Source organism: Azospirillum formosense, from assembly GCF_013340925.1.
GTDB classification, from domain to species: domain Bacteria; phylum Pseudomonadota; class Alphaproteobacteria; order Azospirillales; family Azospirillaceae; genus Azospirillum; species Azospirillum formosense.
Genome location: NZ_WHOR01000158.1, coordinates 1 through 13,387 on the forward strand (window position 1 = coordinate 1; position 13,387 = coordinate 13,387).

Consider the following 13,387-nt stretch of genomic DNA (forward strand, 5'->3'; position numbering starts at 1 on the left):
TTGGACACGCTCTGTCGATCACTGTCTCTTCTGTTCTTTGATTTGAAGCAGAAGCCGGCATCCGAGTTTCGCCTTAGTCCCGTGGGCTCGGAGATGTTTATAAGAGCCAGGCCGCCTCGTGCCCCTCCGCCCCGCCATTGCCGGGCGGTCGCTCCACCATCACCAGGGGTATCCTCCGACGGCGTGCGGCCTCCAGCTTCGCTTCCGTCGCCATCCCGCCGCTGTTCTTGCTGACGATGACCTCCACCCGATGCTCCTCCAGCAGGGCGCATTCCCCCTCCAGCGTGAAGGGGCCGCGGTCGAGGATCAGGCGGTAATCCGGCAGCTTCGGCGCCGGTTCCGGCGGATCGACGGCGCGGATCAGGTAGCGTTTGTCCGGCACCGCCTCGAACACCGCGACCTCCTGCCGGCCGATGGTCAGGAAAACGCTCTCGCCGAGCGGGCGCAACGCCTCGGCGGCCGCCGCCATGTCGGGCACGCCGATCCAGCGGTCTCCCGCGCCCGGCTCCCAAGGCTTGCGGGTCAGCACCAGCAGCGGCACGCCCACCCGCGCGCAGGCCGCCGCGGCGTTGGCGGAAATCTGGTCGGCGAAAGGATGCGTGGCGTCGATGACCGCACCGATGCCGGTCTCCACGAGATGCGCCGCCAGCCCCTCCACCCCGCCGAAGCCGCCGATGCGGGTCGGCAGGGGCGGCAGGACCGGCTGTTTGGTGCGCCCGGCCAGCGACACCGCCGCGTCGATGCGCGGATGGCCGCTGAGCAGGCTGGCCAGTGCCGTGGCCTCGGTGGTGCCACCCAGAATCAGCGCCTTCATGCTTGTCCTCCTTGGGGTGCGCCATGACCACCAAAGCCAATAGCACAGGACTGGGGCGTTGGCTGAGCGTCGTCGGCATCGGCGAGGACGGGTGGGGCGGTCTGTCGCCCGCTGCCCGCGCGCTTGTGGAAGGAGCGGACCTGCTGGCCGGCGGCGCCCGCAATCTGGTGCTGGTGCCGGAAGCCGCCGGACAGAAGCGGCTGCCCTGGCCCTCCCCCCTGTCGGACGCCTACCCCGCCCTGTTGGAGCGGCGCGGCCAACGGGTCTGCGTGCTGGCGAGCGGCGACCCGTCCTGGTACGGGATCGGCGCCACCCTGTCGAAACTCGTGCCGGTCGAAGAACTGTCGATCATTCCGGCCCCGTCATCCTTCAGCCTCGCCGCCGCCCGCCTGGGCTGGCCCTTGCAGGAGTGCGGCACCCTGACGGTGCACGGACGCCCGCTGGAGCTGGTCGTTCCGCATCTGCAACCGGGCGCGCGGCTGCTCATCCTTTCCTGGGACGGAACGACCCCGGCCAAGCTGGCGACGCTGCTGACGGCGCGCGGCTTCGGCCTGTCGCGCCTGACCGCCCTGGAATCGATGGGCGGCCCTCGCGAACGCAGCATCGTTGCAACGGCGGACGCGTGGTCGGCGGAGCGCGTGGCCGACCTGAACACGCTGGCGGTGGAGTGCGTCGCCGCGCCCGGCGCCCGCACCCTGCCCCGCACGCCGGGCCTGCCCGACGATTGGTTCGAGCATGACGGCCAGATCACCAAGCGCGAAATCCGCGCCGTCACCCTGTCCTGGCTGGCCCCGCGCCGCGGCGAGCTGCTGTGGGACATCGGCGCCGGCTCCGGCTCCATCGGCGTCGAATGGATGCTGAGCGACCCGGCGAACCGCGCCATCGCCGTGGAGCACAAGGCCGACCGCGCCGCCCGAATTCCCGCCAACGCCACCGCCTTCGGCGTGCCGGGGCTGGAACTGGTGCGCGGCAAGGCGCCGGAGGCGCTGGACGGCTTGCCGGCGCCGGACGCCGTGTTCATCGGCGGCGGGCTGACCAACGACGGCGTGCTGGACGCCTGCTGGTCGGCGCTGAAGCCCGGCGGGCGGATCGTCGCCAACGCCGTGACGCTGGAAAGCGAGGCGATGCTGATCGCCACGCACAAGCGGCTGGGCGGGCAGTTGTCGCAGATCGCCGTCAGCCGAGCCACGCCCATCGGCGGCTTCACCGGCTGGCGCCCGCTGATGCCGGTCACTCTGTGGCTGGCGGAGAAGCCGCTGTGACGGCGCATCGCATCATCGCGGCGGGCATCGGTTGCCGGGCCGGCTGCCCCGGTGACGAGATCGCCGGGCTGGTCCGCGCCACCGTCGCGGAAGCCGCACTGGACGAGGCCGCCCGCCGCGCCGTTCAGCTTGCGGCACCGATGCGCAAGCGCAACGAAGCCGGCGTGGCGGAGGCGGCGCGGCTGCTCGCCTTGCCGCTCCAGTTCGTTGACGATTCAGCGTTGATGGCGGTTCAGGACCGGGTGCAGACCCGCTCCGCCCGCGTCGAGGCCGCGGTGGGCGTCGCCTCGGTCGCCGAGGCCGCCGCGCTGGCCGCCGCCGGGCCGGGCTCCACCCTTCTGCTGCCGCGCCGTTCCACCCCGCGCGCCACCTGCGCGCTGGCGATTTCCAGGGATTGTTTCGCATGACCGTGCATTTCATCGGCGCCGGACCGGGCGCGCCCGACCTGCTGACCCTGCGCGGGCGCGACCTGATCGCGTCCTGCCCGGTCTGCCTCTACGCCGGATCGCTGGTGCCGAAGGAGATCATCGCCCACGCCCCGCCGGGCGCCCGGATCGTCGACACCGCCCCGCTGACGCTCGACCAGATCGTCGCCGAGTTCAAGGCGGCGCACGCGGCCGGCCAGGACGTGGCGCGGCTGCATTCCGGCGACTTGTCGGTCTACAGCGCGCTCGGCGAGCAGACGCGGGCGCTGCGGGAACTCGGCATCCCCTACGACATCACGCCCGGCGTGCCGGCCTTCGCCGCGGCCTCGGCCGCGCTGGGGCGCGAACTGACCCTGCCGGAGGTCAGCCAGACGCTGATTTTGACACGGACGGAGGGCCGGGCCTCGGCCATGCCGGCGAACGAGACGCTGGAGGTGCTGGGTCGGTCGGGCGCCACGCTGGCCATCCACCTGTCGATCCACGTCATCGACCGGGTGGTGGAGCGGCTGACCCCGCTCTACGGCGCCGACTGCCCGACGGCGGTGGTCTACCGCGCGACCTGGCCGGACGAGCGAGTTCTGCGCGGCACGCTGGCCGACATCGCCTCCCGGGTGGCCGACTCGCCGATGGAGCGCACCGCCCTGATCCTGGTCGGCCCGGCGCTGGGAGTGGAGGATTTCCGGTGCAGCGCGCTCTACGACGGGTCGCATGTGCGCCGCTACCGGGGGCTGGGCGAGTGAGGGATTTTTGCAATCCCCCTCACCCTAACCCTCTCCCCGGGGGGGAGAGGGGATCAAGGTCCCGACCAGCCGGACGTTCCAACGATGTTGCCCTGGCGGTCGGTGACCAGCACCTCGACCGCCACGGGGGCGCCGTCGAGCGTGTCCAGCGCCGTGCGCTGGGCCAGCGCCGCCACACGGTCGGCCAGCGGCAGACCAGCCTCCCCGGCGATGGTCAGGACTTGCGCGGCGGTGTTGGCAGCGCGGGCCTCGGCCACGGTGTCAGGGGTCGCGCCCAGCTCGGCCATGCGCTCAGCCAGCCAGTCGAGATCGACGCTGCCGCGCTTGGAATGCAGGTCGAGCAGGCCGCGCGCCAGCTTGCCGAACTTGGCGAAGCCGCCGCACAGGGTCAGGCGCGGGATCGGGTGGCGGCGCAAGTACTTCAGCGTGCCCCCCGCGAAATCGCCCATGTCGAGCAGCGCGTGCTCCGGCAGGCCATAGCGCGCGATCACCGCCTTTTCCGAGGTGTCGCCGGTGCAGGCCGCGACGTGGCCCAGCCCGGCCGCCCGCGCCACATCGACTCCGCGCTGGATCGAGGCGATCCAGGCCGCGCAGGAATAGGGCACGACGATCCCCGTCGTCCCCAGGATCGACAGGCCGCCGAGGATGCCCAGCCGCGGGTTCATGGTGCGGCGGGCCAGCGCCTCCCCGTTCTCCACGGAGATTTCGACGACGACGTCGGGGGCCTCGCCGGCCAGCGCCGCGGCCTCCGCGACCGCCTGGCGGGTCATCGCGCGGGGCACCGGGTTGATGGCCGGGGCGCCGACCGGGACCGGCAGGCCGGGGCGGGTCACCGTGCCCACCCCCTCGCCTGCGCGGAAGACGACGCCCTGGCCCGGTTCGGCGCGGCGGACGCGGGCGCGGATCAGCGCGCCGTGGGTGACGTCCGGGTCGTCGCCGGCGTCCTTCACCACGCCCGCCGCCGCCCAGCCCTCGCCGCGGTCCGTCCAGGCGAGCGCGAAGGCTGGCGTCTGGCCGCCGGGCAGGGTTACGGTCACCGGGTCGGGGAAGTCGCCGGAGAACAGCGCCCCGCAGGCCGCCCGCGCGGCGGCGGTGGCGCAGGTGCCCGTCGTCCAGCCCCGCCGCAGCGCCTTGCCGTCGCCGCCTCCGTCGCCATTCCCCTCGCCGCCGTCCACACCGTTTTCCGTCGCTGAGTGCTCGTCCATGACCGCAGAGCCGTCGCCCGACTCCCTTTCTCTTCCTCTGGAACTGGCCGACTTCCGGCCCGGCAGCGTTTGGCTGGCGGGGGCCGGTCCCGGCGATCCCGGCCTGCTGACCCTGCTGGCCCTGCAAGGTCTAAGGCAAGCCGACGTGATCGTCCACGACGCGCTGGTCGGCGAACGGATCATGGCGCTGGCGGCGCCCTCGGCAAGGCTGGAGTTCGCAGGGAAACGCGGCGGCAAGCCCTCCGCCCACCAGGACGACATCACCAACCGCCTGATCGAGCTGGCGCGCGAGGGGCACCGCGTGCTGCGGCTGAAGGGCGGCGACCCCTTCGTCTTCGGGCGCGGCGGCGAGGAGGCGCAGGCCCTGGCCGAGCGGGGCATCCCCTTCCGCATCATTCCCGGCATCACGGCGGGCATCGCCGGCCCGGCCTACGCCGGCATCCCGGCCACCCACCGCACGGCGAACCAGGCGGTGATCCTGGCGACCGGCCACAGCTGCGCGGGCGGGCCGGACTGGAAGGCGCTGGCCGCGACGGGCGCGCCGCTGATCCTCTACATGGCCTGGAAGGGCCTGCCCGGCATCGCCGCGGCGCTGATGGAGGGCGGACGGTCCGCCGACACGCCGGTCGGCGTGGTGACCGACGCGACGACCGAGCGGCAGCGCGTGCTGGTGACCTCGCTCGGCACCTGCGTCGCCGATCTGGAGGCGAGCGGGATGGAGCCCCCGGCCATCATCGTGATCGGCGAGGTGGTGCGGCTGCGCCCCGTGCTCGACTGGCTGCCCAAGGAGATTCCCCATGGCTGAGGCCCCCATGTCTGAGGCCCCCATGTCTGAGGCTGCACCGCGCGGGCTGATCGTCGGAGCGCCGGCGTCGGGCACCGGCAAGACCACCGTCACGTTGGGGCTGCTGGTCGCGTTGAAGGCGCGCGGCCTGCGCGTCGGCGCGGTGAAGGCGGGACCGGACTACATCGACCCGGCCTTCCATCAGGCGGCGACCGGGCGGCCCAGCGTCAACCTCGACAACTGGGCGATGGGGCCGGACCTGCTGGACTCGCTGGCCCGCCGCGCCGGGGAGGGCACCGACCTGCTGGTCTGCGAGGCGCTGATGGGCCTGTTCGACGGGGTGGCCGGCGTCGGGGCGACCGGCACCGGCGCCACGTCGGAACTGGCCGCGCGCACCGGCTGGCCGGTGATCCTGGTGGTCAACGCCAAGGGCCAGTCGCAGTCCGCCGCCGCCCTGGTCAAGGGCTTCGCCACCTACCGCGACGATGTGCGGATCGGCGGTGTGATCCTGAACAACGTCGCCAGCCCGCGCCATCTCGCCTTGGCCGGCGGTGCCATCGAGGCGCTGGGCATTCCCGTCCTCGGCTCCCTGCCCCGCACTCCCGACGTGATCCTGCCCGAACGCCATCTCGGCCTGATCCAGGCGGAGGAGACGGCGGACCTTCAGGAGCGTCTGGCGGCGCTCGGCCGCTTCATCGCGCAGCATGTCGATCTCGACCGGGTGGCGGCGCTCGCCGCGCCCTCCCGCGCGCCGGAAGGGAGCTTCGCGCCCGCCCTGCCGCCGCTGGGCCAGCGGATCGCCATCGCGCGGGACGCCGCCTTCACGTTCGTCTATCCGCATCTACTGGAGGGCTGGCGCGCGGCGGGCGCCGAGGTGACCCACTTCTCGCCCCTGGCCGACGAGGCGCCGCCCGACGATGCCGACGCCGTCTATCTGCCCGGCGGCTATCCGGAACTGCACGCCGGGCGCCTCGCCGCCGCCGGACGCTTCCGCGCGGGCATGCACCGCGTCGCGCAGACCGGGCGCCCGGTCTATGGCGAGTGCGGCGGCTACATGACGCTCGGCGAGTCGCTGGAGGACGCGGCGGGCACCACCCACCCGATGCTCGGGCTGCTGGGGGTGCGGACCTCCTTCGCCAAGCGCAAGCTGCATCTGGGATACCGCCGCGCCGTCCTGCTGGCCGACACGCCGCTGGGCCGGGCGGGCACCGCGCTGCGCGGGCACGAGTTCCATTACGCCTCGATCCTCGACCGCGGGGCCGACGAACCGCTGGTCACCGCGACGGCGGCGGACGGGTCGGACCTCGGCCCGCTCGGCGGGCGGCGCGGCAGCGTCTTCGCCTCCTTCTTCCATGTGATTGCAGCAGACCAATGAGCGACCACGCCTTCGCACCGGAGGAGCGGGACGCGCTCTACAAGGCGATCTTCTCCCGCCGCGACGTGCGCGGGCAGTTCGCCCCCGACCCGGTGCCCGAGGAGGTGCTGACCCGCGTGCTGACCGCCGCGCACCACGCGCCGTCAGTCGGCTTCATGCAGCCCTGGAACTTCATCGTCGTGCAGGACCCGGCGGTGAAGGCGCAGATCCACGCCGACTTCACCCAGGCCAACAAGGAGGCCGCCGCCCTCTTCACCGGGGAGCGCAAGGCGCTCTACAGCCGCCTGAAGCTGGAAGGCATCCGCGAGGCGCCGGTCAACCTGTGCATCACCTGCGACCGGGAGCGCTCCGGCCCGGTGGTGCTGGGGCGGACGCACATCCCGACCATGGACCTCTATTCCTGCGTCTGCGCGGTGCAGAATCTCTGGCTGGCCGCCCGCGCGGAGGGGCTGGGCGTCGGCTGGGTCAGCATTCTGCACGAGGACAAGCTGCGCGCGACGCTGGGCATACCGGAGCGGATCGTCCCGGTGGCCTACCTCTGCCTCGGCTACGTCTCCCATTTCCACGAGACGCCGGAACTGGAGAAAGCCGGCTGGCGCAGCCGGCTTCCCCTGGAGGACCTCGTCTTCCGCGACCGCTGGGGCGGAAAGACTTAACGGGCGGCCGTCAGGCCCCGAAGCCGCCGTCGATGGTCTGGAACGAGCCGGTGATCATCGCGCCGTGCGGACCGGCGACGAAGGCGGTCAGTTCGGCGACCTCGCTGGCGTGGGCGTGGCGCTTGATCGCCATGAAGCCGTGCATGGCGGCGGCCATCGGGCCGTCGGCCGGATTCATGTCGCTGTCGGTCGGCCCCGGCTGGATGGCGTTGACGGTGATCCCGCGGTCCCCGAAGTCGCGCGCCAGGCCGCGCACCATGCCCTGCACCGCCGACTTGGTGAGCGCGTAGGCGGCACCGCCCGCGAAGGGCATGCGGTCGCCGTTGACCGACCCGATGACGATGATGCGCCCAGGCCCGGTCATGTGGCGCGCCGCCTCGACCGCCGCGTGGTAGGGCCCGCGCACGTTGATGTCGATCATGCGGTCAACCGCGTCGGGGTCGAAGGTCAGCGGATCGCCGATCATCGCGACCCCGGCGTTGACGACCAGCACATCCAGCGCGCCCCGCCCCGCCACCGTGGCGATCACCGCGTCACGGTCGGCGCTGTCGGTGCGGATCGCCTCGGCTCCGGTCTCGGCGGCCAGCGCCGCGGCGGCCTCCGCCGAGCCGGCGTAGGTGAAGGCAACCTGCCCGCCGCCCGCCGCGAAGCGCTGCACGATGGCCTTGCCGATGCCCCGGCTGCCGCCCAACACCAGGATGTTCTTGCCAGCGAAGTCGCTCATGATCGGTTCCTTGAATTAATGTAGTGACCGCTATATAAAATCACTCCGGGGCATCGCGCAAGGATTTTTTATAGTGACTGCTACAAAAAAATCGGAGCCGCGCGGACGGCGGCGTTCCTTCGACGTGGACGAAGCGGTGGAAACGGCGATGCGCCTGTTCCACGCCCGCGGCTACGACGCCGTCGGCGTGGCCGAGTTGGGCGCCGAACTGGGCATCAAGCCGCCGAGCTTCTACGCCGCCTTCGGCAGCAAGGCCGGGCTGTTCGAACGGACCCTGCGGCGCTACGCGGCGGGCGAAGCCAACGTCTTCGCGCGGGCGCTGGCGGGGGGCGGCGACGTGGCGACGGTGATCGGCCGGACGCTGGCGCTCGCCGCGGAATTGTATCCCAGCCAGGAAGGGACGGCGGGGTGCCTCGTGCTCGACGGGGCGCGCAACAGCGCCGACCCCGAGGCACAGGCCCTGGCCGACGCGGCCAAGCGGGAGGGCCGCGCCGCGGTCCGTGACTTCATCGCCGCCGAGGCGCCGGACCGCGCCGACGCGCTGGCCGATTTGGTGGTGGTGGCGATGATGGGGATGTCGGCGGCGGCCCGCGACGGCGCGGATCGGGAACGGCTGGGCCGGGTGGCCGCCATGATGGATCGGGCCTTCCGCCGGGAGATGTCGGGCGCCTGATGCGGACGTTCCTGCGGGAGATGGTACAGGATTTCCGTCACGTCTTGGTCCTTACGGCTGACCGGCGGGAGGCGCAGGATCAGCGGCAGCCGGGAACCTCCCGCATCCCCTTTGAGGACCAACCGCCATGTCACCGCGTCTCGACTACCACGCCACCACTCCCGCCGGCATGAAGGCCCTCGCCGGCGCGCACGGTTACGTCAGCCAGTGCGGGCTTCCGGTCACGCTGATCGACCTCGTGTATCTGCGCGTTTCGCAGATCAACGGCTGCGCCTATTGCATCGACCTGCACAGCCGCGATCTTCTGAAGAACGGCGTCACCATCGACAAGCTGGTGCTGGTTCCGGTCTGGCACGAGGCCGAAACGCTGTTCACCGACCGTGAGCGCGCCGCCCTGCGCTGGGCGGAGACGGTGACGCGGGTGGCCGAGACCGCCGTCCCGGACGCGGAGTTCCAGGCGGTGTCCGCCCTGTTCTCCGAGAAGGAGGTGGCCGACCTGACGATCGCCATCGGCCTGATGAACCTCTACAACCGCCTCGCCATCAGCTTCCGCACGGTTCCCGCCGCGGCCCGCTGAGCGCAGACCGCAGACCTCCGAGCGAAGGCCTCCGAGCGAAGACCGCCGGGTCAGCCATGCCGCTTCGCCAACTCGGCCAACCGGCGGCAATCGTCGGACAGGCGCCGTTCCCACAGGTTGGTGATGCCCAGCAGCAGCCCCCGGGGGCGAGCGGCCTCCGGGCCGTCGGCGTACCAGGGCGACAGCGGCACCGGAGCGAGGCCGTCCGTCTGCGCCGCCGCGGCGATGGCGATGTCGCGGCTGCCCGGTGGCAGGTCCAGGCGGACCGACAGGCTCCCCGACGCCTCCACCGCCAGCGGCGACTCCACCCCCGCGGCGTCGCGCATGGCCACCAGGAGCGCCTGTTGGCGGGCGGCGTAGAGCCGCTTCATCCGGCGCAGGTGCCGAAAGTAATGCCCGCTCGCCATGAAGTCCGCCACCGCCCGCTGCATTGCCGAAGCCGGAGCCGGGGACAGGCAGGCGGCGGCCTCGCCGAAGAGACCGGCCAGCCCCGGCGGCACCACCAGGAAGCCGAGCCGCAGCGCCGGGCTGATCGTCTTGCTGAAGGTTCCGGCGTGCAGCACCCGCCCATCCCGGTCGAGGGAGGCCAGCGCCGGAGCGGCCCGTCCCTTCAGTTGCAGTTCGCTGAGATAGTCGTCCTCGACGATCCATGCCCCGGCCCGCGAGGCCCATTCCAGCAGGGCGAGGCGGCGCTGCAACGTCATGGTCACGCCGAGCGGCGCCTGCTGGCCGGGCGTCACCACGGCCAAGCCCGCCGCCGGCGCCCGTGCGAGTCCCGCATCCACGTCGATCCCGCTGCCGTCCACCGGCACGGGCACCACGGTCACGCCGGCGAGTTGGAGGGCGCGGCGCGTCAGGGGAAAGCCGGGCTCCTCCATCCAGGCGGTGGCGCCGTCCAGCCGCAAGGCCCGGATCACCAGGCCGAGCGCGCCGGAATAGCCCGCCGTGATGAAAATCTGCTCCGGCGCGCAGCGGATGCCGCGGGCGATGGCCAGCACGGCGGCGATCTCCCGCCGCAAATCCGGATGGCCACGCGGATCGGGATAACCGACCGGAGCCGCCGCCGCGGCCCGCGCCGCCCGCCCGACGATCCGGGACCACACTGTGAAGGGAAAGGCGTCCTGCGCCGGCACGCCCATCTGGAAGGGCAGCGGCGCCCGTTCGGCATTGGAAAACAACTCCGGGAAGGACGGGGCCTGGACCGGCCCGTCGGGGGACGGCCCCGCCATGCTCCCCGCCATGGCCCCCTCGGCCACCCGCGTCCCTGCGGCACCCAAGCCGACCGCAAGCTGTTCGTCGATCAGCCGCTCATAGGCCTCGCGCACCGTCCCGCGGGACACCCCGAGCTGCGCGGCCAGATCCCGCCAGGACGGCAACCGCGCTCCGCCGGCCAGCCGGCCCTCGCGGATGGCATCGCGCAAGGCGGCGTGGATCTGTGCGGACAGCGGAACCTTCGCGGTCCGGCTGAGGGCGATATCCAGAATTTCCGGCGGCGGCAGGGCGGGCATGGGCCGCAGGATAGCGCAAGCCTGCCCGTCCGCAATCCACCGCAAGCTTCCCCGGTTTCACGCCGGCCGGCCCCGGCGTCCGGCGCGCCGCGGACGAAAAAAAGGCCGGAGCAGTCGCTCCGGCCTTGAGTCTAGGGAGGAAACGCCCCGAGAATGGGCTGGCGGAGAATAGGGGCGCCCCTTTTGAACTGGTATTACCAATGTGGAATGGGTGCGGTGCAGCATCCGCATAGGCCGAGAATTCCCTGTTAATAGTGTGGTTTTGGTGGCTCCGCTTTCACTTATGGCGCCCGGGCACCGTCCCGCCGTGGAACGGGGCGATTTGTCATCCTCGGTACAGCTTCACCACCGACGCGCGAACGCGCATAATCCGGCGCGGAACCGGGGGTGCGACCCGCAGCGGCAACGGCCGTGCGGGCGCTGGATGGGGAACGACGGCATGGGATTCGGCAGGGGTGTCTGGCTGCACCCGGTGTTCGCGCTGGTTCTCGGAATTTGGGCTTGTGGAACCGCGTGGGCGGACCCCGCCCGCTTCACCATCCTCTATGCCCACAGCACGACCGAGTTGGAGGACGTGCAGGGACGCGGCGGCATTGCCCGGCTCGCCACGCTGGTCCGGCAGGAGCGGGCGGCGGGCGGAACCGTATTGGTCCTGCACGGCGGGCAGGCGCTCGCCCCCTCCGTCCTGTCCTTCTACGACCAGGGGGCGCACGTCATCGACCTGCTGAACGGGGTCGGCATCGACGCCATGGCGGCGCTGAACCGGGAATTCCATCACGGCGACGATGTGCTGATGACCCGCGCCTTCGAAGCAAACTTCCCCATGGTCGTTTCCAACGCAGTGGACCGCCAGACCGGCAAGCCGTTGGACGGGCTGGAAGACCGGGCGATGCTCAACGCCGGCCCGCTGCGCGTCGGCGTCCTGGCCGCGGCACCGGCGCGCACGGGGGAGATCACCCGCTCGCCGCGCACCGACTTCCAGCCGCCGGGGCCGATTCTGGAACGGAAAGCGAAGGAGCTGCGCAACGCCGGGGCCGATCTGGTGGTGGCCCTGACCGGCGATTCCGGCGGCACCCACCACGACGTGATCGCCTCCGGCGCCGCCGACATCGTGCTCTACCAGGACCGCGGGCGGGTGGTCGCCGTGGATTACGACGGCAAGACCCTGAGCGCGACGATCGAGCCGCAGGCCGCCTGGGTGCTGGCCCTGGACGTCACCGCGGAGAAGGTCGTCAAGGACGGCGTCACGCGCACCGTGTGGAGCAGCGGCGTGCGCGCCATCGACACCGCCACCGTGGCGCCGGACCCGGCCCTGGACACGCAGGCCAAGGCTTACCGCGCGCGGCTGGACAGCATGCTGGGCATGCAGGTGGGCCGTCTGGACGTCCCCATCGACACGCGGCGCGAGGCGGTGCGCGCCAGCGAGAACGCCCTGGCCAACACCGTCGCCGATTCGCTGCGCGAGGCGATGGAGGCCGACGTGGCGCTGATCAACGGCGGCTCCTTCCGCGGCGACCGCGCCTACGCGGCGGGCACGGTGTGGACGCGCCGGGACATCCAGACCGAATTCCCTTTCCACGACACCGCCGTGCTGATCGAGGTTACCGGGCAGCAGCTCCGCGATGCGCTGGAATTCGGCTTCTCCGGAATCGAGCAGTTGCAAGGACGCTTCCCGCACCTGTCCAACGCCCGCGTCGCCGTCGACGCGTCACGCCCTCCCGGCCAGCGGGTGGTGGCGCTGACGGTGGGCGGAAAGCCGGTCGAGCCGACGGCCCGCTTCCGTCTCGCCACCGGCAGCTACCTCGCCAACGGCGGGGACGGTTATGCGATGCTCACCACCGCCCCGCGCTTGGTGGACGACCGCGACGCCGATTTCGTCTCGACCATCCTGGCCAGCCGGATCGCCCGCACCGGCGTCTTCGCGCCGCGGCTCGACGGTCGCCTGACGGTCCAGCGGTAGCCGCGGAATGGACGCCACGCCGCCCTCCGCCGACCGCACCGACGCCGCAGCGCCCCTGCGCCGTCGGCGGCGCGCGCGCGCCGGCATCGTGCTGCGCATCTCCATCGGCCTGACCATCATGACGATGCTGGTCCTGCTGATCGGCGTCGTGTCGCTGTCCTCCTTCCAGCTGTTCCGGGGGGAGGTCTCGGTCCTCTCCTCAACCACCCTGCCGAAGGTCATCACCAGCGCGGAACTCCGCGGCTCGCTCCAGAAGCTGGTCGCCCGCCTGCCCGTCCTGGCCGGGGCCGCCACCACCCCGCAGCGCCGGTCCATCTACGACGAGCTGATCAGCGAGCTGGAGTTCCTGAGGAAGCTGGTCGAGCGCATGCGGGACCTCCACCAGCAAGGCGAGCCGGTCGGCGACGGTGAAAGCGATGAATTGCGGCTTCTGGAGCAGGCTCAATCCACCCTGCTGATCCTGGCGGCGACGGTGGCCGACCTGAACGCCGAGGTCGGACGGCAGATCGAGGCCGGCGCCCGCCAGGCGGAGGCGATCCGCGCGCTGGCCCAGCTCGCCGACGCGCTTGAGCGGCTGCCGGGAGCGGAACCCGGAACCGGCCCGGCCACGGCGGCGCCCGGCGGGGGCGGAATGCTGGGCGCCTGGGCGGTGCGGGCGCGGGATCTTGGACACAACTGAGACGG

General features: G+C 72.0%; 14 protein-coding genes. 10 read left to right on the plus strand and 4 right to left on the minus strand.

The window, feature by feature from the left end; genetic code table 11:
• Nucleotides 1-97 precede the first annotated feature (97 nt).
• A complete protein-coding gene (locus GBZ26_RS18935; RefSeq protein ID WP_174440177.1) occupies nt 98-814 on the minus strand; it encodes a cobalt-precorrin-6A reductase in 717 nt (238 codons plus the stop codon).
• A gap of 23 nt (nt 815-837) precedes the next feature.
• Between GBZ26_RS18935 and cbiE the strand changes: the two genes are divergently transcribed.
• Genes cbiE through cobM form a run of 3 tightly spaced genes read left to right on the plus strand, consistent with a single transcriptional unit; the run spans nt 838 to nt 3,241 of the window.
• Nucleotides 838-2,076 (plus strand): precorrin-6y C5,15-methyltransferase (decarboxylating) subunit CbiE, encoded by a 1,239-nt coding sequence (gene cbiE, locus GBZ26_RS18940; protein ID WP_174440178.1) that lies wholly within the window; start codon nt 838-840, stop codon nt 2,074-2,076.
• On the plus strand, nt 2,073-2,483 hold the full coding sequence (locus GBZ26_RS18945; RefSeq protein ID WP_174440179.1) for a cobalamin biosynthesis protein: 411 nt from the start codon (nt 2,073-2,075) through the stop codon (nt 2,481-2,483). The genes cbiE and GBZ26_RS18945 overlap by 4 nt, the downstream gene beginning before the upstream one ends.
• Entirely contained in the window at nt 2,480-3,241 is a 762-nt protein-coding gene (gene cobM, locus GBZ26_RS18950; RefSeq protein ID WP_174440180.1) for a precorrin-4 C(11)-methyltransferase, read from the plus strand. The genes GBZ26_RS18945 and cobM overlap by 4 nt, the downstream gene beginning before the upstream one ends.
• Before the next feature lie 53 nt (nt 3,242-3,294).
• Here the strand turns inward: cobM and GBZ26_RS18955 are convergent, their stop codons facing one another.
• Entirely contained in the window at nt 3,295-4,446 is a 1,152-nt protein-coding gene (locus tag GBZ26_RS18955) for a cobalt-precorrin-5B (C(1))-methyltransferase (protein WP_247884844.1), read from the minus strand.
• Here GBZ26_RS18955 and cobA point away from each other — a divergent pair.
• The 3 genes from cobA to bluB are packed head-to-tail and all read left to right on the plus strand — an operon-like array spanning nt 4,445 to nt 7,261.
• The gene (gene cobA / locus GBZ26_RS18960) at nt 4,445-5,251 is read left to right on the plus strand and encodes a uroporphyrinogen-III C-methyltransferase (protein WP_174440181.1); all 807 of its coding nucleotides are present in this window, start codon (nt 4,445-4,447) and stop codon (nt 5,249-5,251) included. The two genes, GBZ26_RS18955 and cobA, sit on opposite strands and share 2 nt — an antisense overlap.
• Before the next feature lie 22 nt (nt 5,252-5,273).
• On the plus strand, nt 5,274-6,605 hold the full coding sequence (locus tag GBZ26_RS18965) for a cobyrinic acid a,c-diamide synthase CobB (protein WP_174440182.1): 1,332 nt from the start codon (nt 5,274-5,276) through the stop codon (nt 6,603-6,605).
• A complete protein-coding gene (gene bluB / locus GBZ26_RS18970; RefSeq protein WP_174440183.1) occupies nt 6,602-7,261 on the plus strand; it encodes a 5,6-dimethylbenzimidazole synthase in 660 nt (219 codons plus the stop codon). The genes GBZ26_RS18965 and bluB overlap by 4 nt, the downstream gene beginning before the upstream one ends.
• A 10-nt stretch (nt 7,262-7,271) precedes the next feature.
• Here the strand turns inward: bluB and bdcA are convergent, their stop codons facing one another.
• Nucleotides 7,272-7,985, minus strand: a complete 714-nt coding sequence (gene bdcA, locus GBZ26_RS18975; protein ID WP_174440184.1) for an SDR family oxidoreductase — start codon at nt 7,983-7,985, stop codon at nt 7,272-7,274.
• Between the two features lie 73 nt (nt 7,986-8,058).
• Between bdcA and GBZ26_RS18980 the strand changes: the two genes are divergently transcribed.
• Nucleotides 8,059-8,658, plus strand: coding sequence for a TetR/AcrR family transcriptional regulator (locus GBZ26_RS18980; protein ID WP_343207258.1), 600 nt, complete (start codon nt 8,059-8,061; stop codon nt 8,656-8,658).
• A gap of 127 nt (nt 8,659-8,785) precedes the next feature.
• Entirely contained in the window at nt 8,786-9,235 is a 450-nt protein-coding gene (locus GBZ26_RS18985) for a carboxymuconolactone decarboxylase family protein (RefSeq protein ID WP_137141341.1), read from the plus strand.
• 50 nt (nt 9,236-9,285) lie between these two features.
• Here the strand turns inward: GBZ26_RS18985 and pdxR are convergent, their stop codons facing one another.
• A complete protein-coding gene (pdxR, locus tag GBZ26_RS18990; protein WP_174440185.1) occupies nt 9,286-10,743 on the minus strand; it encodes a MocR-like pyridoxine biosynthesis transcription factor PdxR in 1,458 nt (485 codons plus the stop codon).
• Nucleotides 10,744-11,182: 439 nt separating this feature from the next.
• Here pdxR and GBZ26_RS18995 point away from each other — a divergent pair, with 439 nt between their 5' ends.
• Both GBZ26_RS18995 and GBZ26_RS19000 read left to right on the plus strand, forming a co-directional pair.
• Nucleotides 11,183-12,703: a bifunctional metallophosphatase/5'-nucleotidase gene (locus GBZ26_RS18995; RefSeq protein WP_174440186.1), complete on the plus strand. Its 1,521-nt coding sequence runs from the start codon at nt 11,183-11,185 to the stop codon at nt 12,701-12,703.
• 7 nt (nt 12,704-12,710) lie between these two features.
• Nucleotides 12,711-13,382, plus strand: a complete 672-nt coding sequence (locus tag GBZ26_RS19000) for a hypothetical protein (protein ID WP_174440187.1) — start codon at nt 12,711-12,713, stop codon at nt 13,380-13,382.
• The last annotated feature ends 5 nt before the right edge of the window (nt 13,383-13,387 follow it).

Coding starts and splice junctions, on each gene's coding strand:
- GBZ26_RS18935 (WP_174440177.1), bottom strand. CDS start 814: ATGAAGGCGCTGATTCTGGGTGGCACCACCGAGGCCACGGCACTGGCC.
- cbiE (WP_174440178.1), top strand. CDS start 838: ATGACCACCAAAGCCAATAGCACAGGACTGGGGCGTTGGCTGAGCGTC.
- cobM (WP_174440180.1), top strand. CDS start 2,480: ATGACCGTGCATTTCATCGGCGCCGGACCGGGCGCGCCCGACCTGCTG.
- cobA (WP_174440181.1), top strand. CDS start 4,445: ATGACCGCAGAGCCGTCGCCCGACTCCCTTTCTCTTCCTCTGGAACTG.
- GBZ26_RS18955 (WP_247884844.1), bottom strand. CDS start 4,446: ATGGACGAGCACTCAGCGACGGAAAACGGTGTGGACGGCGGCGAGGGG.
- GBZ26_RS18965 (WP_174440182.1), top strand. CDS start 5,274: ATGTCTGAGGCTGCACCGCGCGGGCTGATCGTCGGAGCGCCGGCGTCG.
- bluB (WP_174440183.1), top strand. CDS start 6,602: ATGAGCGACCACGCCTTCGCACCGGAGGAGCGGGACGCGCTCTACAAG.
- bdcA (WP_174440184.1), bottom strand. CDS start 7,985: ATGAGCGACTTCGCTGGCAAGAACATCCTGGTGTTGGGCGGCAGCCGG.
- GBZ26_RS18985 (WP_137141341.1), top strand. CDS start 8,786: ATGTCACCGCGTCTCGACTACCACGCCACCACTCCCGCCGGCATGAAG.
- pdxR (WP_174440185.1), bottom strand. CDS start 10,743: ATGCCCGCCCTGCCGCCGCCGGAAATTCTGGATATCGCCCTCAGCCGG.
- GBZ26_RS18995 (WP_174440186.1), top strand. CDS start 11,183: ATGGGATTCGGCAGGGGTGTCTGGCTGCACCCGGTGTTCGCGCTGGTT.
- GBZ26_RS19000 (WP_174440187.1), top strand. CDS start 12,711: ATGGACGCCACGCCGCCCTCCGCCGACCGCACCGACGCCGCAGCGCCC.